The 23695-nt window shown below is 62.4% G+C and carries 11 protein-coding genes; 3 read left to right on the top strand and 8 right to left on the bottom strand.

The features are described from left to right. Positions 1-195: 195 nt before the first annotated feature. The 6 genes from GNK13_RS13255 to GNK13_RS13230 form a co-directional block, all read right to left on the bottom strand. The gene (locus GNK13_RS13255; protein ID WP_164103011.1) at positions 196-1554 is read right to left on the bottom strand and encodes an efflux RND transporter periplasmic adaptor subunit; all 1359 of its coding nucleotides are present in this window, start codon (positions 1552-1554) and stop codon (positions 196-198) included. 254 nt (positions 1555-1808) lie between these two features. Next, entirely contained in the window at positions 1809-2774 is a 966-nt protein-coding gene (locus GNK13_RS13250) for a methyltransferase domain-containing protein (RefSeq protein WP_164103010.1), read from the bottom strand. Positions 2775-3089: 315 nt separating this feature from the next. Next, positions 3090-3506, bottom strand: a complete 417-nt coding sequence (locus tag GNK13_RS13245; protein WP_235935126.1) for a hypothetical protein — start codon at positions 3504-3506, stop codon at positions 3090-3092. 100 nt (positions 3507-3606) lie between these two features. Next, positions 3607-4551, bottom strand: coding sequence for a DUF1559 family PulG-like putative transporter (locus tag GNK13_RS13240; RefSeq protein ID WP_164103009.1), 945 nt, complete (start codon positions 4549-4551; stop codon positions 3607-3609). Between the two features lie 945 nt (positions 4552-5496). Continuing rightward, complete coding sequence (locus GNK13_RS13235; protein ID WP_164103008.1) at positions 5497-5847, bottom strand: ArsR/SmtB family transcription factor; 351 nt, start codon at positions 5845-5847, stop codon at positions 5497-5499. After that, positions 5840-8131: a hybrid sensor histidine kinase/response regulator gene (locus GNK13_RS13230; RefSeq protein ID WP_203545364.1), complete on the bottom strand. Its 2292-nt coding sequence runs from the start codon at positions 8129-8131 to the stop codon at positions 5840-5842. The genes GNK13_RS13235 and GNK13_RS13230 overlap by 8 nt, the downstream gene beginning before the upstream one ends. A 279-nt stretch (positions 8132-8410) precedes the next feature. On the opposite strand from GNK13_RS13230, the gene GNK13_RS13225 reads away from it, so the two are divergent. Together GNK13_RS13225 and GNK13_RS13220 are read left to right on the top strand one after the other, a co-directional pair. After that, a complete protein-coding gene (locus GNK13_RS13225) occupies positions 8411-9757 on the top strand; it encodes a GspE/PulE family protein (RefSeq protein ID WP_164103006.1) in 1347 nt (448 codons plus the stop codon). 39 nt (positions 9758-9796) lie between these two features. Further along, a complete protein-coding gene (locus GNK13_RS13220; RefSeq protein ID WP_164103005.1) occupies positions 9797-10180 on the top strand; it encodes a response regulator in 384 nt (127 codons plus the stop codon). Here GNK13_RS13220 and GNK13_RS13215 read toward each other — a convergent pair. Together GNK13_RS13215 and GNK13_RS13210 are read right to left on the bottom strand one after the other, a co-directional pair. Then, complete coding sequence (locus GNK13_RS13215) at positions 10157-12064, bottom strand: dockerin type I domain-containing protein (RefSeq protein WP_164103004.1); 1908 nt, start codon at positions 12062-12064, stop codon at positions 10157-10159. The genes GNK13_RS13220 and GNK13_RS13215 overlap by 24 nt on opposite strands. Positions 12065-12277: 213 nt before the next feature. Beyond that, on the bottom strand, positions 12278-22309 hold the full coding sequence (locus tag GNK13_RS13210; RefSeq protein ID WP_164103003.1) for an RHS repeat-associated core domain-containing protein: 10032 nt from the start codon (positions 22307-22309) through the stop codon (positions 12278-12280). A gap of 356 nt (positions 22310-22665) precedes the next feature. On the opposite strand from GNK13_RS13210, the gene GNK13_RS13205 reads away from it, so the two are divergent. Then, complete coding sequence (locus GNK13_RS13205; protein WP_164103002.1) at positions 22666-23598, top strand: hypothetical protein; 933 nt, start codon at positions 22666-22668, stop codon at positions 23596-23598. Positions 23599-23695: the final 97 nt, after the last annotated feature.

The following is a 23695-nucleotide window of genomic DNA, read 5'->3' as shown; positions in this document are numbered from 1 at the left end:
CTTTTGAGCCGTAGGCGCTAGCCTCGGGTGAGCCGTAGGCGCTAGCCTCGGGTGAGCCGTAGGCGCTAGCCTCGGGTGAGCCGTAGGCGCTAGCCTCGGGCCTCGCAGCCCGGGGATTTTCGCTGTAGCACCCGCGGCTAGCGCCGTCGGCTCACCCGCGGCTAGCGCCGTCGGCTCAGGGTTCTCTGACAGTAATTAACGCCCGGCGGCTGAAATATGCTCCTCGGCCGGCTGACTCCCCTCGGGCGGGAGAATTTGAGCTACCTGACCCTGCTCGCCCTCCTTCAGGATCACGTCTCCCGGCTCCAGCCCCTCGAGGATCTCGATCTGCTCGCCTCGCTGCTGTCCGGTGAACACCTCCTGCTCGGCGGCGATCCCGTCGACCACCTTCCAAACTTTCTCCGCGCCGGCGAAGCGAACTACTGCCGAGAGCGGGAGGACGATCGCTTGGGCTTCGGGAGCAACGACGACTTCCGCCTCAGCGAACAATCCGGTCCGCAGCTGCCCGTCGCGGTTCTCGATCCGGGCTTCGAACGTCAGCGCCCGACTGAGCGGATCCAGAGTGGGGCTGATTCGGGTGACTTCGGCCGCGCGAGGCTGACCGACCGATTCAATTCGCAACTGGACGGCTTGGCCCAGAGCGATCCGCTGGGCATGCCGCTCGGGGAGCGTGCCGCGGAACCGCAGCGGGTCGACGCGGACGAGCACCGCGATCTGATCGCCGACACTCAGATAGGCTCCGGGGGCAGCGGTGCGGCTCTGCACCAGACCATTGAAGGGAGCTGCGATCACCGCATCTCTGAGCCGCTGTTTCGCCAGCGCCAGCTCGGCTTCGCGGACGCCAATCAGCGAAATCTTTTCCTGCACGCTGTTGAGTGCCGCCGAGTACCGGGCTTCGGCTACGCGTTCGGCTGCGGCAACCAGATCGAACTCGCCCGCAGCCATCGCGTTCTGACGCACCAGTTGGCGAGCCCGCTCGAGACTCGATTTGGCTTCTTCCCAGACCGCTCGCTCCTGGCGGACCGGCGGCGCGTTCGCCGGCTCTAGCTTGCTGACCGGATCTTCCGGACGGAGGCCGAGAGCCGAGCGGGCCTGCTCCAGCTGCGCTTCGCTCTGAGCGACCAACAGCCGGAACTCCTCGGTCTCGAGCGTCGCCAGCGGTTCGCCTGCCGAGACGCGATCTCCCAGGTCCACATGGACTTCGGCGACCCGCCCCGCCACGCGGCTGCCGACGGCGGAGACCTCGTCGGCAAACAGACTTCCCTGGCTGCGGACCACCGCTGGCCAGACCGACGGCTCCACGGTGATCGTCTCGGCGTGGATCTGAGGGAGGGCGACTTCCTCGGTCTCGGCGACCGGTTCAGCGGTCTCACACCCCACAAGCCCGCCAAAACACCACGGGCCGCCGAAGAGGATCAGCACCAGCGCTCGCCTCCACGGCGAGTTGACCGCCCGAAGCCGCGTCGCCGAACCATGCAGCTGCAAAGAAAGCAGCTGCAAACTAAGCAGGGGGGGGCCATACCGAACCGCGGCAGCGGAAACAGAGTTGAACATCGGCGAGCAGTACCGATTCAGAGGGAGGGGGCAGGGCAGCCAAGAGGAACGGCAGCCCGGGGGGACTTTCCACTATACCCCACAACCAATTTCCACGGCCAGCGAAAAAGCGCGACAGCTGCCACCCTCCCCCCGGGAGGATTCCGCCGGTTCTCTCGAGCACTGCATATCAGCCGCCACGCGCTAGCGTCCGGTTTTCCCGACGTTTTTCGGAAACCGGGGGCTAGCGCCCGGCGGCTGATGGAAAATCCGCCCTATGCCGCGCGTCGCTCGGCCGTGGCGGTGGCCGTGGCGCGGCGCTCGAGCGTCAGCGACTCGGCCAACTCGTCGATCGACGCTCCGGCCTGGTAGCGGAAGCCGATCCGCAGCACCTGTCCCGCTTCGACGCTGATCGGCTCCTCGACCGGCAGCACCAGACACTGATTCGGCCAGCTGATCGCACGCTGCTGGTCCAGGTCGATCGCGATCGCGTTCTGGGTTACAAAGCGGATCGCGGTAACCGTTCCCGACTCCGCAACGACCATCGACTCGGACCACTCGAAAGAATCGGGGAGCGGCGAGTCGTAGGAGATATTGGCGTAGGGCGCGAGCGGAGCCAACGGCCGCGTTCCCTCGATCTCCGGAGCGGGCGTTTGGAACACCGGAATCGGAGCCCAGTAGCCAGCGAAATCAAACGAATGGTCGACCGGCTGGGCCATCAGGATGGAGGCCTCCGGAAGGAACCGCGGCAGCGATTCGCCAAAGGCTCGTTGGTACCGCCGCTTGAACGAGTCGATCACGGCCAGTTGCTTTTCGCGGAGCATCGCCACGTGCAGCATCTCGCAGATCACGACATCCACGGGCTCGCTCGGCAGGTAAGCAAACGCGTCACTCTCGATCACCTCGACCCGGTCGGCCAAGCCATTGGCGTCGATCAACTGCCGAGCCTTGCGGACCAGCTGCGGATTGCGCTCGACACAGCTGACGCGGGCTCCTTGCCGGGCGGCGAACGAAGAGAGGATTCCGGTGCCGCCGCCGAGCTCGACGACGTGCATGCCCGGCTTCACGGCGAAGCGAATCGCCTCCTGAAACGCACCGACGCGAGTGGCGTCGAGCAGCATGTTGTAGTGGTAATGCAGCGGAATGTACTGGCCGAGCAAATATTCCTCAGGCAGCCCCGCGGGAACCGCGGGCTCGCCATCGCGGTCCGCTGCCTCACCGGTAAATACGCGCAATTGCATCGTTTCGTAATCGCCTCAGAGAAGGAGAACTGAATCCCATCGAGGCAGGCGATGCTAGGCCGCCAGAGTCGGCGGTCTCAAGAGTGATCCCCACAGGAAGTCAGCCTTTCCAGGCTGACATCGCCACTCAGAATTCGTTCGCAACGAAAACGCTGAGGGAAAAATTGTTTAACGGCAAGCCGAAGGCGACTGTGTTTTAGAAACCAGTCGCCTTCGGCTTGCCGTTAAACGACTGCGCCACCAACCGCTGTGCAATGCCGGGCCTATGGCAATGCCCACGCGTGGAAGTGGCGCTGCTTATCGAACGTCTTGGACTTAGAGCTCCAGATCGACGACGTTCATATCCTGTTCGGCGACTTCCGCGGTCAAACCCGAGGTTTGCTCGCTGCTGTACTTCATGGGGATCACGGTCGTGGCAACCGGGAGATCGGGATTCTTGAATTCCACAGCGCTCACGGCGACTCCGTGCGAGCCCGGCACCGCCCCGTCACCATCCTCGAAGGTGGTCAACGCATACGTACCGTCGCTTTGAATTTCTCCATAAGCCGGAGGTCCGCCCGCCTTGGGGGTAAAGATCACCGTCCCTGCCTGCAGTGGCTCGCCGTTGAACGTCACCGTTCCACTGACCGGCGCGGTCGTGGGATTGTTATCGCCGCAACCACTGAGCAGCGGCAGCACCATCAGGCTGCCGGCGACTGCCGACAGCCGAGCCAAATTACAAAAGCCTTTCAAGTGAAACCTCAGTCCGTTCAAAATTTACAAGAGAAGTTGCTGCGCAAGCAGCAGTGAGTGCACTGTCTTCAGACCGGTTCGTAAACCGCGAAAACGTGGCTTACATCTCCGGAATGACTTCGCCGCCCGAACGGGTCGCCAAGGCTTTCAACACGATCAAGTCGGTGCTGGAAGAGAGGTAGTTGACCCGACCGTCCCCCATCGAGAAGTTCGCACCACCGCTGGCGTGAGCACTTCGGTAAGGAGTGTTGTTGGTCAAGAACGAGCCCCGGTAACCGATCGGCCACAGCACCGATTTGCTATCGATCGTCAGGTAATCGCCCGAGCTGTAGTCGTAGTATCCCCAGACCCAAGGCTTGATCCCACCAAAGCCGCCGATCATCGACGACGACCATCCTTGCGAGTGGGAGATTTCCCCGAGGAGAAGCGTGTTCGAGGTCCCGTCGGTGATTCCGCCAAAGCTCACTTTGCTGGTCGGGTAGATGATGCCCGAAGTGGAATACAGGTGCGTTCCGCCTGACGGCAGCAGATTCACGTCGCCAGCCCCACCGTTGGCTCGGTAGTGCAAGGTGGCTTGCTGATTGGCAACCGGGAAGTTAGCAGTCACCGGGTGATCCGATGCAACTCCACCCAAGGGGGAGGAGGGGCAGACCAAGAAGTCGAGCGGTTCGGTGAAGATCGGGTTCGTCTTGTCGTGGCTCCGATAGGGCGAACGATTCTGGTTGTACGCCGGATAAAGCGATTCCATCGCGTCCCAACGATTGCCCTGCTCGATGAAAGCAAAAATTCGTGGAACCCAGCCCATGGGGTAGTTCACCGGAACATCGTACCCGCCCGGCATGAAGCTTCCGTAGGTGTCGTGATAGTTGTGGAAGGCCAAGCCCAACTGCTTGAGGTTGTTCTGGCACTGCATCCGCCGGGCTGCTTCGCGAGCCGCCTGAACGGCCGGGAGCAGAAGTCCGACAAGCACGCCGATGATGGCAATCACCACCAACAGCTCGACGAGCGTAAAGCCTTTACGATGAACAACTGAACGATTCTTCATTCCCTAAAACTCCCGGCACTCTAAAGAAGACAAACAAAAGACTATTAAAATAAAAACCGCGACTCAGCCCCAGCTGTAACACCACCAGAGGCTCACGCAAGAGTGCGGAGGCCGCGATCAGCAGAGGTCCGCAGACGGCTTTTCACGAATAAAAGCCGTGCGGACGGGCAGGAAAGAAGGGGTGGTATCGGCCTAACCCTACCTTTCCTATCTCTACACAGTATTCCACATTACGAATTTCTTTTTCGCAACCCGAAAAAGCCGTTCTTTCAGAAGTTATGGGTCCACAGTGGTCCCGAATGATCAATCCTTCTAATATTGCGGCTGGGAGGATCAAGAGGGTGCGACAATCCGGCTAGACCTCCAGATCCTGACCCTGCCACCCCCCCTCCAGAGGAGGCAATCTCCAGTGATCGCCGGTCATCGCCGTGTTTTCACCCCCCGAAAGCCCTTGCCGCCTCTCCCCCTCAATTGGATTCATTGATACCGGCTAATTGCAGGGAATCTCCCGCGACGGCGACACAGCCCCCGGAAAAATCGTTTAACGGCAAGCCGAAGGCCACTGCTCAGCACGGCTAGCTGGACAGCGCCACTTTCTCACGCTGAATTGCCATAAAGTCAGCAGTGCCCAGCAGTTGGCTACCAAGTCGTTTAACGGCAAGCCGAAGGCGACTGTGTTTTAAACAGCAGGCGCCTTCGGCTTGCCGTTAAACGATTTTTCTGCGAGCCGTCCCGCTCCGAACCAATCCAATGTGGCGCTGTCCAGCTAGGCTCTGTCAGAAAACTCCCTTTTGACATCACCCTCCCCCCTGGAGGACCGGTCTGCTAGTCCCGGGGAGGGCCCTCTGAATTTCGCCACGTGGAGGCTCTACGTCGCGCATCCCCGTTTGTTAACCGCGACCCTCCCGGGGAGGGTGCCGTTACGGGTTTTCTGACCGAGCTGAGCTAGTCGTTCACTTGGGAAAGAATTTTCCGCTCGAGCTCAGCGAGGTATTCGCGAAGCACGTCGCGTCGTGCGGCGAGCTGCACGCACTGGCCGTTGCGGCGGGTGTCGACGAGGCCGGCTCCGGCGAGCTCTTTGAGGTGGTGCGAAATCGTCGCCTGCTTGATGGGAAACTCGCACACGAGGGTTTTGCAGGGGACCTCCGGCTCGGCTGCGATCCGCTGCAAAATTGCGAATCGTTGCGGGTCGGCGAGAGCTTTAGCGATCCGCAGCACTTGCCCCTCTTCCAGCCGCACGGGGGAATCGGACGGCAGAAGGGCCTCGAGCCGCTGAGGTGCGTCGTCGTCATTCATCGGGGCGAGACGGCTGGGTGTGGGTGAATACGAGCTGAATCAGTTGGCGGCGATCGATCGGCTTGGCCAGGAAGTCGGTGCAACCGGCCGCGAGGCAGCGGTCGCGATCTCCTTTCATGGTATTGGCGGTCAACGCGAGGATCGGTCCCCCGTAGCCGCCGCGGCGAATCCGGCGTGCGGCAGTGTAGCCATCCATCACCGGCATCTGCATGTCGAGGACGACCAGATCACACGCGGGGAGTTCGTCGTTGAAAACGCGCTCGACCGCCTCCGCACCATTCTCGACCGATTCGGTCGTGGCTCCAGCCGCTTCGAGGAAGCGTTTGACGAGCATTCGAATGGCTCTTCCATCGTCGACGATCAGGACGTGGCAGTCGAGCGGAGGTGAATCCGCGGCGCAATCTTCCGCCCCATCGGTCGCCTCCACCCTGGGGCTTGCCTCCGCTGAAGCTTGGCCATCGACGCTGCCGTCACCATCGAGGCCAACGACTGCTGGCGCTGCGGCGAGCTCTCCGGCGGTCTCGGGGGCGACGCGGAACTCGGTGCGACGCGGATCGATCCAGGGGACGCGGTCGAGCCCGCCGGGATCGACGCTGAACTCGAAGACGCTCCCTTTCTGCGGGGTGCTGCTGACGAAAATTTCGCCGCCGAGCATGTCGATCAGTCGCTCGCTGATCGCCAGCCCTAGCCCGGTTCCGCCGAACCGCCGCGTGACCGACGCGTCTCCTTGGCTGAAGGGCTGAAACAGCCGCCCCATTTGTTCTCGAGTCATGCCGATTCCGGTGTCCGAGACGCGAAACCAAAGATGCGTTCCGGTGCCCTCGGCATTGCCTGGCGGATCGTCGCAGCGAATCCGCAGCCGGACTTCTCCCTCCTCGGTGAACTTGATTGCGTTGCCGACCAAATTGACGAGGATCTGCCGCAGCCGCAGGCGATCGGTACAGATCGAGCGGGGAACGGGCGTGGCCCACTCGATCTGCAACTGGATCTGCTTCTCCGCCGCCTTGACCTGCATCAGCGATTCAAGGTCGGTGATCATCTCGAGCAGCGAAAAGTTTTCGCGGCGGATCTCGACCGCTCCGGCTTCGATTTTGGAGAGATCGAGGATGTCGTTGATCAGCTCGAGCAAGTAGAGCCCGTTGTTGCGGATCGTCTGCAGCGATTGGCGTGCATCGGCCCCCTCGACTTGTTCCTGCAGGATATCGACGTAGCCGAGCACCGCGGTCATCGGCGTCCGGATCTCGTGACTCATATTCGCCAGAAACGCGCTCTTGGCCTTGTTGGCTTGGTCGGCGATCCGGCGGGCGGCCTGCAGCGAGTACTCGTAGGTTTTGCGATCGGTGATGTCGACAACGGCGCCGCTGGCATAGAGCGGGGTACCCGAGGGATCGCGAAAAATGCGGCCCCGGTCGTGGATCCAGCGGACTTCTCCGGTCGGCCGCAGGATCCGGCTCTCGAGGACGTAGGCCTGTCCGGTTTCGAGGGCTCGCTGCCATGCCGCTTCACTGACCTCGCGGTCCTCCGGGTGGATCCACTCCCCGAACTCATCGGCCGAGGTGGTGGAGAACTGAGCCGGAAGCCCGAGGATCCGATTGAGGCACGGATCGCGGGTTTCGCGATTGGTGCGGAGATCAATGTGCCAGGTGCCGACATCGGCCGCGGCGACCGCCAAGCGAAACCGTTCGTCACTTTCCCGCAGTTTCCGTTCGACCCGCTGCCGCTCGGCCATGTGCTCGCGGAGCTCGTACTGCCGCCGCCGGCTTCTCCCGACGACCCGCAACACGCTGAGCAGCGACTCGGGCGTGTACGGTCGCGGCAGCAGAATCGTGCTGGTCGCTTCGCCCAACCGGCGGACGATCTCGTCGCCCTCGACTCCTTTACCCGGCGTGGCTCCATTGCCATCGAGCACGATCAGCGGCATGTCGGACCAGACGGGCTGCTCGAGCAACAGCTGGCGGAGCCCTTCGATCGCCGCGTCGTCGAGCGCCCGGGCATCGATGATCGCCCCTTCAGCGCCCCGCTGGAGTCGCTCGAGCAGGACCGGCAGACCGCGGCAGACTTCGTAGGAGAGCTGATCGCGGCGGAGGATGGCGGTCAGGGTCGACCGCTGGCGGTTGGTCGCCGGCAGGAGGAGCAGCGGATGCCGCGAGCCGCGAGCCCGCGTCTTGCGGCTGCGGGAGGCGTTCTCTCCACGCGATCGACCCGCAGCGGTGGACCGCTCGGGGAGGCGGCTCGCAGGAGGATCTCGACGATGGAGGTTGCCGGTCACGATGCATACGCTCAACGACGCACCGACACACTCGCGGCGGTGCTCAGACGGTTCGCGGAAGGGAAGGATGCGGGTCAGAACGGGTATGCAAACCGCAGACCAAGGTCCTCGCTGGAGAATCGGCACAACCCCGAGCACCCGCAAGGATTGCGGCTCCGGCCTGCTTTTTCCCGCTGTGGCGGACCTGCCCGGGAGCGGAGAGAAACCTAAGTCATAGGTAGCCAAGGCCCTCCTCGAGACGTCCGCGGGGGCTCGAGGACCTGATGTCGACACGAGGATAACGGTCGTCCAGCTATGACATGGATCAACACCTTGACGGAATCGGACGCGAGGCTCGACCGCGGGCAGCCGCTGATCATGCGGCTGATCGAAGCGGTCGATCGCCTCGATCCGGAGCGACTCGAGCAGGTTTATAACGCTCCGCTGCAGGGGAACGTCAGCATCGAGGAATCGCTGCTCCGAGCCGGCTTGGCCGACGAGCACCAGATCGCCCGCGCCTACTCGGATCATTACCTGCTGCCAATCTTCGACCCGCCCCCCGAGGAGGCGCCGCCGGTCGACCGCCAGGTCGCCTCGCTGCTTCCGGCGCAGCTCTGCCGCGAGCACCGGATCGCCCCTCTGGCCGACGATGGCACCACGCTCGACGTGGCGATTTTCTCCCCCGACTCGCTCTGGCTGGCCGACGACCTCCGCCTGCTCTGCGGCCGCCACATGCGGCCTTTCTTTACTCCGCTGAGCGTCATCGAGAAGCTTCTCCACCTGCTCTATCCGACCACTCCAGGAGAAGCTCCCGCTTCCTGGAAGCGCGACGCCGCAGCGGTGCAGGGCAAATCGCCCCCCACCCTCCCGCCGACCCGCCCCCTCCCGCCGCTCGAATCGCTCGGCCTCAGCCCCCGGCAGCGGGCGGACCTCTCCGCCATGCTCTCCAGCCCCCACGGGTTGGTGCTCTTCGGTGGACCGCGGCGGAGCGGCCGCAGCACGTCGCTGCAGTCGTGCTTGAAGTTCCTCGACAAGCCGAACGTTTGCACGATCGATGCCCAGGAAGCGGACCGGCTGACCGTCGCGAGCGCCCTGCGGGCCTGGCTCCGACAGGACCCGGACGTCGTGGCGGTCGACCAAATCCGCAATGGCCAAACCGCGCAAATCTGCGTGCGGGCTGCCCTGACCGGTCACTTCGTCCTCTCCACGCTCGAGTGCGACGATGCCTTTTCGGCGGTCTCACGATTAGCCGAGCTGGAAGTCGACGCCGGGTCGCTCGCCGAAACGCTGCAGGGACTCGTCTGCCAACGCTTGGTCCGCCGCCTCTGCAGCAGTTGTCGCTCGCCTCAGAAAGCGGTCGGTCGGATGGCGCGGCGGTACGGGCTGAGCGAAGGCGTCACCGTGTACCGCCCGGTCGGCTGCGGCGACTGCGACGGAACGGGCTATCGCGGATTGCTGCCGATCTTTGAAGTCATCCGGGTCGACCCACCATTCAGCCGATTGATTCGCCAACAGTCCTCGCTCGAGACCCTGCAGCGGGGGGCGATCGCGGCGAACATTCCCTTGCTGCCTGACAGCATGGCCGAAGCCATCGCCGCCGGCCTGACCAGCTTCGAAGAAGCGATGAGCATCCCTCCTCGGCGCGACCGCCGAGGGCACTGAATCCATTCTTAAAAACGTTTGTATTGCTGGAGTATTACGATGACGGCTCCGACCGTGTTAGTCGCCGAAGACAATCCTGGCCTGGCCCGCGTGCTGTCGTTCAAACTGCGGACGACCGGGATGCTGCCGACGGTTTGTCGCGACGGTGTCGAAGCTTGGGAAGCGTTTGAGACCCGCCGGCCGACGGCGGTGGTCAGCGATCTGCTGATGCCGGGAATGACCGGACTCGAACTGGTCGAGCGGATCCGCGCGGTGGCCACGCCCGAGGAAGTTCCCTTCGTGCTCGTCACCGGGCGGCAATTGCAAGTCAACGTCGAGGAGCTGCGCGAGCGGTACGGGATCGCCGCGGTCCTCTCGAAACCGATCAGCCCCACCGATCTGTGCCACCTGCTCCGCGACTTAATCGCCACCGCCGCCGTGTGAGCGGGGTTGAAGAGCCTCCGCGGCCACGTAGCTCCCCACGGCTCGCCCGGAAGCCAGGCCGGCCGAGTCGTCGAACACAAAATGGATGCCGCCATAGATCCGGCTGCGCCCGGCTTCCTCGGCCGCTTGGGTGAAGCTGCTAAACGAGCGGGTGACGATCAGCTCCGGGGCGAGCGGTCGCTGTCCCGGGGCGGTGTGACCGTCGAGCGTGCTTTCAAAAGCGGTCTCGGCTCCAAAGAATACGGTCAGAACAGCATCGGCCGCGCCGCTGAACGTGCTGTGTCCGGATGTGTAGGTGGGGAACGGCGGCGTCACCAGCAGCGGAAGCCAGCCGGGATCGGCCACCGTAGCGGGATTGCCATCGACGTCGGCTCGGCGGATCGCGTCGATCGGCCGCCACAGATCATAGGCGTACTTGGCATCCCAGGCGGCGATGCCCGCGTCGGCCAACGCGAGATTCAGAAGCGCCATCAGCCGCGCGTTTTCCGCCAGCGTCGTTCCCTTGCCGAGCGCCACGTCGGCGGCGATCTGGTTCCAGTGCCCCGGCGGAGTGAAGGTTCCGCCACCGTCCGCCCAGAAGATGGCAATCTCGGTCTGGTCGGCCGTCCGTTCGGTACTGCCGAGCCGCCCGAGCCGCATCACCTCGTCGACCGCCGCAGCGTACTCGGCACTGGCAAGCTCCGGGGGCGCCGGCGGCCGAAACGCATCGCCGCTGGGAATGACGAACGGAGTCAGCTGGGGCCACTGGGGCAGCAGCGGCGGCAGATAACCGGGCAGCGTTCGGTTCCACGCGCCCGGTTCGGTGCCGGGAGCGTACGACCACACCGCGTCCGAGCCGTCGGCAACGCGAACCGCCAGCACCGCTGCGGCCGCTTGCTCGCCGAGCGCCATGCCTCGTTCACGACCAAGACCCTCAGGCACGCTCGCGAGCGCTTCGCTCAGCGACGCTTCCCACACGGCCAGCTCGTCCGCGTCGCTATAGAGACTCGAGGCGACGTGATAGGCCGCCGTGGCCGCAGCGACCACCGGTGAAGCGTCGGCAAACGAACTCCCGCCGCTGGCCGAGCCTGCGAAAACATACGCCTCGTGCGTCGGCTCGATCGCATTGACCGCGTCGAACATCGCCGCATGGACCATCGCCAAATGCCGCGCGACCGCCGGCGGTGGCGAAGGGACGATCCGGCCGGTGTAGGGATCGTTGGAGGTCGTCGTCCAGTCGCGAACCGCGTTCAGCAGGGCCGCGTTCCAATCGAGGATGACGTCTCCCTGCCGCACCACGCGGGCGGTCGAGACGCTGCGGCCGACCGCGTCGGTTGCTTCGACGCGCAGCACGTTGGTCGCGTGCGGCAACTCGATCTCCAGCTCGAAACGACCATCGGATCCCGCCACAGCGGAAACCACCCCCGCGCTCGCCGCAGCAGTCGAGTCCATCGCCGGATCGACGGCGGTCGCTCGGATGATCGCTCCGGCCCGCGATTGCCCCACCACACGCACTTCCGACGACAACACCACACCGTTGCCATTCGGATCCGAAGCGGGGGACAAGTTCGCGGTGAGGGCGAGCGTGCCCGGATCGTTGTTGATCGCGTTGACGATGTGCAGCACGTCGAGCGGCGAGGCGAAGCCGTTGCCGTCGACATCCAGATAAGGAGGCGGAGCGTGCGCGCTGTCGACTTCCGGCAACTTCCGACCGCCGTAGCGATTCAGATCGTTGATCACCAACAGCGCATCGAGCGGCGTCACCAAGCCCGACGCATCCACGTCGCAAGGCAACACCTCATTTTGCCACCCGCCAGCCAACAACCGCCGGTCTTCGAGCGGCTCGAGCCGAACTCCCCGGCAGACGCGACGACTCCAGCCCCGATGGTGAGTTCTCATGGCCATGTCGGCTTCCGGGGTTGATCGATGGTGCCCGCCGAGAAGAACGTCACGCGGAGCCGCGATAGTGCTGCGTGACGGCCTGCGGATGCAGCAGCCACCCATTCCCAGCGAATGCAACCATGCCGGACCGCCTCACTTAGTTCACGCACAAAAATTGCCTCCGTCCCCCTTTTCCCTGCAGTAAAGAACCTGACCGCGAATACGACTTCTGCGAGTCTAAAATGACCCCGTAACAGGAACGGGCTCATTTGCAATGATGTCCTCGGGATCCTTTCCTTGTCTCTTCAACTCCTCGTATTCTCGATCAGCCTCATCCTTTCTTCTTTCTTCCGGCGTACGCTTGTCGAATGGATTCGTGGGCTGCGGGTTTGGCTTGGAGGGCGGGGTGGCAACCGGTTCCGGCCTAGGGTTTTCGGGGCAAAGACCCGAAGGATCGCCAAACCTTACGGGCGCATTATCTACATACCGATAGAAGTTGGTGTCGTTGCTTCGGAAGCCAATAGGATCCTCGGAAATGAAGCGGCCGATTGATGAATCGTAATACCTTGCTCGATAGTAGCTACGCGATGTTTCTTGATCGTACTCTCTACCCGTGAATGCATACCGGGAGTCGACCGTCGCGTTCGTCTGCGAGAGGATGTTACCAAACGCGTCGTAGGTGATGTGATTTGCCACCACGCCCGCAGCGTCGACCAAATCGCGGACGGTCCCCAGGTGGTCGGTCAAGTGCCACTGCACATCGCCTTCACCCCCGTCTTGCGCTAGCACCTGATCGATCGCCGGCCCGTGCAGGTACCGCTGCTCGAGAACCGCCGCATTCGGTCCACTGCCGTCGCTGTCGACAAAATCCAAAATCACGTCTTCCCGATCATAGACGAAATGGGTCACCGCGGCATCGACCGCGTCCTCGGGCGTCGTGTCGACCGACTTGCTGATCCGCCGATTGAGCGCGTCGTAGCGGAATGCGACCTCTTGCGTAGGAATCCCCGCCGCCGTTTTATCGACGACCGAGACGAGCCGGTTGCGGTGGTCCCAAAGAAACTCGCGATAGTTACCGGAAGCGATCTCGGTCCGCAAGACGAGATTGCCTTCGGCATCGTATGCGTAGTCGTAGACGCCGTCGGAGAGCAGCCGGTTTCCGGCTCCGGTCACGTAGCCGCTGCCGTGCAGATGCGAATCGATCCGGTTGCCGTTGGCGTCGTACACATACGATTCATCACCCCGCGGATCCCCCGTGCCGCGGTCGGCGCCGATCAATTGGTGGCGATTGTCATAGGCGTAGACCGTCAGCCCATCGACGTCGCGAATCGAGGTGATCCGATCCGACAGGTCGTAGCTGAACTCATAAAAGGCCACATCCGTGCTGCCGTTCTTGTGCCGCAAATCGGTCAGCCGGTTCAGGGCATCGTAAGCGTATTCGGTCCCGACGACCAACTGAGTGCCGGCCAAGTCCGAATACCGATCGACACGACTGAACTGACCGAGAGCGTTGTATGCGAACGCGACCCGTTTATCGGCGATCCCAGTGCCGGTCTGGGTGATTTCCCGAGTGCGGTTGAGTGCGTCATAGGCATACGACGTGGTGGCTCCCCCGCCGCCGTTAATGGTATCGGTGACCGAGAGCACGTTGCCAGAGGCATCATACGAGTAGGTGAGCACGACATCCGGCGTGCCGGGCGTGTGGCTATTATCGACGCGTGTGACTCGGTCGCGGGTGTCGTAGCCAAAGCGGAGATCGCTGAAAGCATCCGCTACAGAGACGAGGTTCCCGATGCCGTCATAGACGTACTCAAGCGAATTTGCAATTGCTCCGCCGCCCGTCATCCATCGCTCTGCCACGAGGCGATCCAGATCGTCATACACAAATTCGGTACGGCGGCCGTTGCGGTCGACCTTGGCGACCAGATTGTCGACGTAGTCATAGGCATAGTGGATCGAGCTCCCCAGTGGATCGATCTCCGCGACGAGACGATTTCGGGCATCGTAGCCAAACTTGGTCACATTCCCGACCGGGTCGGTCAACCGCGTGAGATTGTCATCCGCGTCATAGGCGAAGCGGGTGCTGCCCCCGGCGGAGTCAACCGTTTCGACTAGCCGGCTCCGAGCATCATAGCGATTCTGAGTGACGTGGCCTGCCGGATCCACGACGCGTATCAGGTTTCCTGCGGCGTCATAAGATAATTTCGTCTCTTGTCCATCGGGAGCAATCGAACGCACCAAACGATCGAGACCGTCATAGCGACTCTCCGTCACATTGCCCCGAGCATCCGTGACCGACAGAACGTTCCCGCGGGCGTCATAGTTGAACGCGGTCACTGGCGACAGCAAAGGCCCAGCACCGTCGGGATCGGGCTCTGTCAGCCGTATCAGCCGGTTCCTTGCGTCGTAGACGTATTCCGTGCGGCGGCCGTTCTCGTCGACCGTGGCCGTCACGTTTCCCGCGGCATCGTATTCGTAACGCTGAACCGCCTGGTCCTGAGTTCCGCTAGCCAACGTGGTGCTCACGGTCCTGCCGAGGGAGTCGTGTTCATAATCGGTGACTCGTCCCAGCGGATCGACAACCGTTTTGACGAGTCCGCTGGCCGTATAGGTCAACTGCGTCACCAAGTCGTCCGTCTCTCCACTCTCACTCGAGTCCAGATCTCCGACAACTTGTCGGATCGATCGCACGTTGCCATTCAACGGATCGATCTCGTAATGAACCTGCCGCCCCAGTTCGTCGACTTTGCGAGTCAGCTGGTTGAACGTGGGATCGTAGCTGAGATGGCGACCGCTACTGTGGGGCACCTCCAGGGGACGGAGCGGCACATCAGGCAGCGGCTGCACCAGAACGCTGTACTCGACGTCTTCCGCATCAAAAGGCCATCCCTCGATCAGCAGGGTGTAGCTCCCTGTGGCTTCCACCGTCAGCGGCTCGACATCCGAAGCGAGACCATCGGCAAACACGGGCCGTCCGTACGGATCAATCAATCGCCAATTGGCATAGCCGCCATTGCTGGTTGAGAGCGAATCGAAAAAGAATCGCTCTCCAGCCGTCGCAGTAAAACGATATAGATCGGTTTCGTGAGTTGGAGTGAGCGTGCCGCTGATGGGTGTCCCGGGAACGAACATCGGTGCGGCCGCAAGATTACGAAGCCGGAACTCGTATTCCCCAGTCGCATCGCCGCTGCCGCTGAGGGTCAGACGATATTCTCCAGCCACAAGATTGATCACCGGATCGGCGCTGCCCCACCAGGAGTCCGATTGATTCAGTGGTCGCTGGTCGACGACTGTTCCCGAAGGACCTTGCAAAGTCCAGGTCAGGTCCTGCCGATCCGTGAGCGAATCGAAATACAGCTGGGAGGCCGTGGAGAGCGCGAAAGTGTAGGAGTCATCCTCTCCTGCGCTCGCGATAGAGCCGCTCGTGGAGGCTTCCAAAGTGAGCGGAGACGAAACGGCCTCGGAAACCGGCTGGACGTTGAGGGTAAAGTCCGCGTTCTCGGTGGCGAAGGGGACCCCCTCGACCAGGAGGGTATAGGTTCCAGCGGCGGAAAGCGTCAGCACATCGACGTCGGATGCGAGCCCTTGGGTGAAGATCACTTGCCCATACGGATCCACGAGCCGCCAATTGCTATTTCCAACGTTGCCGGCTGCCTGGGAATCAAAAAAGAAGCGGTCGCCCGCCGTCGCGGTGAAGCGGTAGAACTGCGTCTCGTTCGCTGGCGCGAGCACCCCACTTCGCGAAACGCCCGGCACCAGCGCGACGGCCGACGTCAAATCACGCAGCCGAAATTGGTAATCGCCTGTCGCATCCCCCACTCCCTCGACTCTTAACAAATAATCACCGGCCACAAGATCGAGCACCGGCTCGGCAATCCCCCACCAGGAGTCCGACTGACTCAGTGGTCGCTGATCGACAACGGTTCCCGTGGGCCCCTGAAGCGTCCAAACCAGATCCGAACGGTCGGTGAGTGAATCAAAGTAGAACTGGGAGTCGCCCGCGAGCGTGAACCGATACGAATCTTGCTCACCCGACACGGCGATCGAAGCGGTCGTATCACGGTCCAGTGACAGCAGCACGCCGGTGAGAGGAGCGGGCGGCACGTGACCCAGCGGCTGAACATTCACTTCATAAGAAACTGCACCGACGTCGAATGGTGCGCCTTCGATCAGCAGGGCATAGGTCCCCGAAGCGGCAAGCGTCAGCGCATCGACATCCGAAGCAAGACTCTGGGTGAAGACCGTCTGGCCATACGGATCAACCAATCGCCAATTGGCATTGCTACTACTGAAGGTCGACTGCGAATCGAAGAAAAAGCGGTCACCGGCCACGGCAGCAAAGCGGTAGAGATCCGTTGCATTCGCCGGCGTGAGCGTACCTGAAAGGGGCGTTCCAGGATTGAACGAGGGAGCGGAGTCAAGATCGTGGATCCGAAACTGATACCCCCCGGTCGCGTCCCCAATGCCATCGAGGGTTAATCGATAATCTCCGGGGACGAGGTTGAGGACCGGATCCGCAACGCTCCACCAGGAGTCCGACTGATTCAGCGGCCTCCCGGCCACGACGGTTCCCGAAGGCCCTTGCAAAGTCCAGCTTAGGTCCCAGCGATCGGCGAGCGAATCGAAGTATATCTGAGAGGCCGAAGGAATCACGAAAGTGTAGACTTGCTCTTGGCCGGTGACTCCAATTGCACCGCTCACAGCTGCATCTAAAGAAATCGGAGTGGGGCTGCCTTCCGATACCGGCTGGACATTAAGACTGTATTCCGCGCTATCGTTATCAAAGGGGGCACCTTCGATAATAAGCGTATAAATACCGGCTGCAGAGAGAGTCAGGGTATCGACATCCGAGGCTAGATTTTGAGTAAATACCGGCTGGCCATACGGATCGACCAACCGCCAACTGGCATTGCCGCTACTAACAGTCGACTGCGAATCGAAATAGAATCGGTCACCGGCCGCGGCAGCGAATCGGTACAGATCCGATTCCTGGGCTGGGGAGAGAGATCCGCTGAAGGGCACGCCGGGCGCAATCAACGCCGCCGCCATTAGATCGCGAAGCCGAAACTCGTAATCCCCGGTCGCGTCGCCTCTGCCACTGACCGTCAGAGTGTAGTCGCCGGGGACCAGATTTAGCACCGGATCGGCGGCTGCCCAATACGAATCGGACTGGTTCAGCGGTCGCTGATCGACGACGACTCCTGTCGGTCCCTGCAAGGTCCAGGTAAGGTCGTAGCGGTCGGTGAGTGAATCGAAATACAGCTGAGACGCGGATGTGAGCGTAAACGTGTGAGCTTGACTCTGCCCGGTGTTTGCGAGCGTGCCTTGGATTGTGGTCTCGAGACTGAGCGGAGTGGGATTAGAGTCAAGAACCGGCTGGACATTCAGAGTGTATTCCGCACTGCCGACATCGAACGGAGCCCCTTCGACCAGCAGGCGGTACATACCTGCGACCTCGAGGGCCAGCGGGTCGATGTCCGTAGTGAGGTCGGCGGCGAATACCACGGCGCCAAAAGGATCGATCAGGCGCCAATTGGCACTCCCCGGACTGCTGGTCGACAGCGAGTCAAAGAAGAAGCGATCACCAGAGGTGGCCGCAAATTGGAACAGATCACTTTCGTTCGCCGGTGTGAGGCTACCGTGAATCGGTGTCCCCGGCACAAGCAACGGAGCTTCTTCTAAATCTCGCAGCCGGAATTCGTAATCCCCAGTGGCGTCGCCGCTACCTTCGACGGTCAACAAATAAGATCCGGAAACGAGTTTTAGCATCGGATCGCCCAGCCCCCACCAAGAATCAGCCTGATTCAGCGGTCGCTGGTCGACGATCGTCCCCGAAGGTCCCTGCAAGGTCCAGGTGAGGTCCCCACGGTCCGTGAGTGTATCGAAGTAGAGTTGTGCTGCAGATGCCAGCGTAAATGTATAACGGTCCTGCTCGCCTGCGTTGACGATCGCGTTTGCGGTGGAGGTATCCAGCTGCAACGGATCTCCGGCAAAGGGGATTGGCGGCACGTTCCCAAGCGGCTGGATGTTAAACGTATATTCCGCCGGTTCGGTTTCGAATGCTGCCCCTTCGACCAGCAGCGTATAGGTCCCACCAGCCGGCAGCACCATCGCTTCCACGTCCGAAGCGAGACTGCTGACAAAAAGACTCTGGCCGTAAGGATCGATCAACTGCCACGTGGCACTGATTGCCTCGCTCACCGACTGCGCATCGAAGAAAAATCGATCTCCCGCCATCGCGGAGAATCGATACAGATCCGTCTCGTTCGCCGGTTCAAGCGCGGCGGTGACGGGTGAACCGGGCGTAAGCACCCGTGCGGACGCCAGATTCTGGAGTCGAAATTCGTACTCGCCGGTCGCGTCGCCGCTACCGCTGAGGATCAACCGATAATCGCCGGCAACGAGATTCAGCACTGAATTGGCGGCACCCCACCAGGAGTCCGATTGGTCCATCGGGCGCTGGTCGACGATGGTTCCCGCCGGACCCTGCAGGGTCCAGGTGATATCCCATCGGTCGGTAAGCGAATCGAGATAAAGCTGTGCTTCGGAATCAAGGGTGAAGGCGTAGATGTCATCCTCTCCGGCGACCGAAATTTCGCCACGCGTCGTGACGACACCTCCAGAATACTCATCGTAAAGGCTTGCAATGTTTCCTCGGTCGTCATAGACGATCGCTGTGGACTGGCCCCTTGCATTCGTAAGTAGTGTGGCCATGTGATGATGGCCATACTGGACCGTCGGCAGCGGACCGATCGCGTCATAGGATTCGGCCGTCTGCCCCGCCTGATTCAGCAACGAGCGTGTCACCTCACCTCGTGCGTCCACAAAGACGGATTCCGGCGGCCCCGCGGAGGAGGCGGTGGGAGCCCGCAGCGGATCACTCGTTTGATCAGGCCGGTGAAGCCCCTGGACTTGGACGGGTGCGATCCGCACCGTCGATCCATCCTTGCGAATCGCGTGCGTGGCTCGGCCGGCGAAGTCATAGAACGTTTCTTCGCGCCGTCCAAGCTGATCGATCTCCTGGATCATGTGGTGCCCCGCATCGTATTGCCAATGGCGGGCGGAGCCGTCCGGGTCAGCGATCCGGATAAGATTTCCCGCCGAGTCATACTGGAGTGCGGTGGTCCGCCCGGCGGGGTCGGTAATGCTGGTGACTCGGCTCCCGGTGTATGCAAACGAGGTTTCGAGCCCGACTGGATCGACATACCGGATGAGTCGACCGTTCCCATCATAGATGTACCGGGTCTGATTCCCGTTACGGTCCGTCATCGACTCCAACTGGTGTGCCGAGTTGAACTGGTGAACCGTGCGGTCGGGCATCGTGCGGCGGAATCGTCCGTCGGGAAGTTTCTCCAGTCGCGAAAAATCGGCCGGTGGACTCTGATAAACCCCACTGATTCCGCTCGAGGTCTCGAAGAGCAACTGGCTACCGTCGCCGTCGACCAACAGGACCGAGCCATCAGGATTTTCGACCAGTTCCTGCCAGCCGGCCAATCCCCATCCGGCGCCGAAGGGGCCGGCGATGGAATTGACAGAGACGAGCTTACCCGCGAGTGGCACCGAAGACCCATCGAAGCTAAGTGGACGAGGGACTTCACAAGGAGCAGGAGCACCGCCCGCGGACGTGGGACATGGCACCTCAAACAGTCGGCCCAAGCCCACATCGAGGGTATATTCATATCGGCCCGTCGGCTGCGACCGCAAATCGACTTGCAAGGCGGCATCAATATTTCCGTCGCTGAGACGCCAGTAGTGCGCGTCGCGGGGTGCGTCTATCGTTCGGCTCGTGCCGTGAGCATATCCAGGCACTTGATAGCTGAACTCGCCCCGCTCGACGCGGAGTTTCGCGAACATCCGCAGATCGAGATCGCTCACGACATCGTTGTACCCGAGATGGACGATCGGCCGGGGATCCGCGCGAAGCGAGTCATAAACCAGCTGAAATCCCCGCGTCGTATTCGCGGACCGATAGGGGACCAGGTCGTGGGTTTCGATCAGCGCCCCGGAATGGGAAAGCACATTGGACGCGAACGAGGGCGACTTTCCTTTGCAATGATCACACCGCTCATCCTCGTTTCGCGGATTATCGTCAGGCAGCACCGGGGTGGGAGGAGGCGGCGCAGGGAAATGCCAACTGCTGTTTCGGATTCCGCCCGAGATGGTTTCGATGAGCGTGCCATCGGCGCTCACCTCCATCAGGCCGACCTTTTCAAATTCGCCGGTCACCGGGTTGATCGACCAAAGGTCCATCGGTGTCCCTGGAGCCCAGCCCGCCGTATTGGGAAAGGTTAGCGGGGCCGGCTGAGTGAAGACCATTTCTCCTGGCTGGATGGTAACGATGAGATCCGAAAAGAGATTCTCTGGCAGGGCTGCCGGTGTAAGGTTCGCTGGCACCCGGGTAATGCTCAGCACTCCTTGAAAGGGCGTGCCCTGTTGGTTCATCAAGGTCCCGCGCTCGACGGCAACCGACACGCCAGGCAGGGCGGGGGTCGTTACGATCGTGTCTTGCAGTGGGTCGATCGGTTGTCCATTGGCGATGTCTAGTTTTGGCAAATAGATCGGCCGGTCGATGACATTGTTGGCACCGCGGAAAACCTCTCGGTTCAACATCAAGGGGAGCTTTTCGGCGATGAAGGGGTAAACAGCCGAGCCAGGGTAGGTATCGCCGCGGATTTTGAGGGTCTCACTGACGAGCCCTCCGGTCCCGAGATCAAGGGTGAAGGAACCGTCGGACTGGGTCAGCCCTTGTACCGCACCCAACTCGACCAGCATCCCGGCGAGCGGTGTCTGGTCGACGTCCAGCACACGGCCGCTGATCCGCGTCGTCTCCAAGGGATCGGACTGCACATGAAGCGTGACGGCTTGCGCCACCTGCTGAAGCCCATCGCTGGCCACCACTTCGAACACATACGTTCCCACTTCACTGGGAGCGGGATCCAAGCGGAGCTGGCCGGTCCCGTCGAGCAATCCTCCGGGAAGCGGTGTGGCGCTGCGGATGGAATAGTGGATGCGGTCGCCATCGGGATCGATTGCTTGCAGTGGGACCGTCAGCGGCGACCCGACAACAACGCTCAAGTCGCTCACGGGATTCCAGACCGGAGGTCGATTCGGGCCGCTGGAAAGGACCACCGGTCGAAGCGGGAATCGGAGCCCATCGGGATTGTCGAACTCGAACGAGACCGGCGCGCTCCATCCGCCCCGACCGAGGCCGCTGCCAAGCAGCGCTGGAGCGAGGTTGAGGTACGGAGCGCCCGCGGCCGTTTGCCCCGACGCGTTGCGCAGCGTGACTCCCGCGGGCAGACCGGGGAACGCGACAGCGATCGCCCCTCCGAGGGGCTCGCCGTGGTTGTTCAACCGCAGCTCGCCGCGGAGCACGTGCTCGGCCGGAAGGTAACCGACGTTTTCGAGCTGCACCTCGACCTGCTCGGTAACGCTGAGTCCCGCGATAGACAACTCACCGCCCGCCTCCAGTGCGACAGCCGAGCGGCGGAGGACGGGGCTCGGCGAGGCCGCCGGATCGAGTTCATTCGACAGCGGACGGACCGTGAAGCGAGTTCCTGAATCGCTGTCGGGGCTGAGCGATTGAAAGATGAGTTGGCCGGTATCGGTCTGCGTCACGCCGGAGAGATCGAGCTCCACGATCGAGCCGTCGAAACGGACGCGGCCCGGCGTGAACTCGGCTTGCTCGCCACGAAGCGAAAAGAGCGGCGTCCCGGGCGTGCCTCCATCGAGCAAGGTCTGCGTCCGGTCGTGCGGATCAACGAGGTAAACGGCAAAGAGGTCCTCCAGAGCTGTCTCTGTGTCGCTCGCGTCCAATTGCACATTCAGCTGAAACCGATACGTGCGAACCCCCGTGTCGCCACCGAGAGTGATGATCACGCTCGATTCGCGCGCAAAGCGGTCATCTTCGCTGAGCTGCAAGGGGTTGCTGCGGCCTCGGTTCAAGGCGTTGATGATCAGCAGCACGTCGAGCGGATCGCTCCTTCCACTGCCATTGCTGTCGAGCCGCGGGAGGGGTGCGACATAGGGTCCCGATAAATCACGCGATCCATGACGATTCAAATCGTTGATCACAACCAGGGCGTCGAGCGGAGTCACACTCCCGTCTTGGTTGACGTCGAGCGAGTCGACCGGATTCCGCCAGTCGACCGCTAGCAGCAGACGACCCTCGAGCGTTTCAAATCGGGACTGGCGGGTCCGCTGGCGACGCTTTGCCGAGCGCAGCCGAGCGCGCACCGTCGACCGCATCGAATCCTTGTTGGCAGCCATCCGAGGGACCTCGCGGGGGGGTTTCGCAGCTATGGAAAGAGTCCCCTCCAAAAGAACGACTGCTCGCGACGTGGGGTCAGCGAAAACAGTCAAATCGAGGGGCATGTAAACCCTAGCAGCGGCCAGCTCTGTCGGCAATCAGCTTTCTTCCCATTTCACCCGCTTCCGCTCCCTAGCGTCCCGGCTCCCAGCTGCGGCTGAGTGTGCCGGTAACCGCTACTGACAGAGGCCGCGGCATTCCGCGACAATTGAAGCTGTGACTGGCGGAACCGCAAACCTTGGGACCGCTCGCTTCGCACGGTGACTCTCGCTCTGACTCCCGATTCCGCTCCGTCACTCGGCTGGAGAATTGCTCGATGGCGATCCGCTCGACCCGCTCCGCTCGTACTGCTGGGCATCCCACTCGTCATTCTGGGCGGCCGGCTTGGGCGACCGCCCTGCTGGTGGCCCCCGTCCTGCTCGTGCTCCCGATCCTGGGCGGCGCGGTCGCGGTGCAGGGCGGCGCGGTGCAGGGGGCCGCGGTGCAGGAGGGCGAGGATCCGCAGCCGCTGCCTGGCAAGCCCACCGACCCGCCGACGCTGCGGATCCCCCCAGAAAAGCTCAATCGGAAGGATCCCCGTTCCGTGGATGCCCCGTCGGCAAACAGCGAGCAAGGCGGAGCGGGTGACAAGATTCGCGAAGCGCTCGAAGGAGGCGGCGAAATCGAAGCGACCGGCGATCCGATCCTCGACGGCGTGCTGGAGGTGCTCCGCAGCCGGGGAAGCGTGCTCGAGGGATCAGCGCTCGATCCGCAAGCCGAGCGCGGCCCCAGTGGCAGTCGTTCCAGTGGCAGTCGTTCCCGAGGCAGTCGGTCCGGGGAGAGTCCCGGCGGTCCAACTCCGGCTGGCAATCGAGTCGCTGAGGACGCCAGCCGGTTCCTGCTGGCCGAACAGTTGCTCAAGACGGCTCGGATGCTGGCCGCCGACACCGCGGGCGACTCCCAGCGGCAACGCTTGATCGAGGATCTGCGGCGCGAAGCGACTCGGTGCCTCGCCGGCGACACCACTGCGCCCCGCAGCTATCCCGGCTCCCGCAGCTATCCCGGCTCCCAGGGCTATCCCGGCTCCCAGGGCTATCTCGCGCCGCCGACCCGCATGCCGCCGATCGAGTTGCCGCCGGTCGACTTGCCAGCGGTTGGGCCGCCACCAGCGGAGTTGCCACCTGCGGAGTTGCCACCTGCGGAGTTGCCGCCAGCGGAGTTGCCGCCTGCAGAGCGAGCCGTGCCGGCGGATCATACCGAAGCCTTCTGAGCGGGGCGTGCAATCAGGCTCCGATCGGCGGCGCTCGATTTGCTCCTCTGTCCGCGACCGCTCTATGACCTAGACTTTGGCGAGCCATGTCTTTCCG

Source organism: Candidatus Laterigemmans baculatus (assembly GCF_010367455.1).
GTDB lineage: Bacteria > Planctomycetota > Planctomycetia > Pirellulales > Pirellulaceae > Laterigemmans > Laterigemmans baculatus.
The sequence above is the reverse complement of the archived record's forward strand: the minus strand, read 5'-3'. Positions and strand labels throughout refer to the sequence as shown.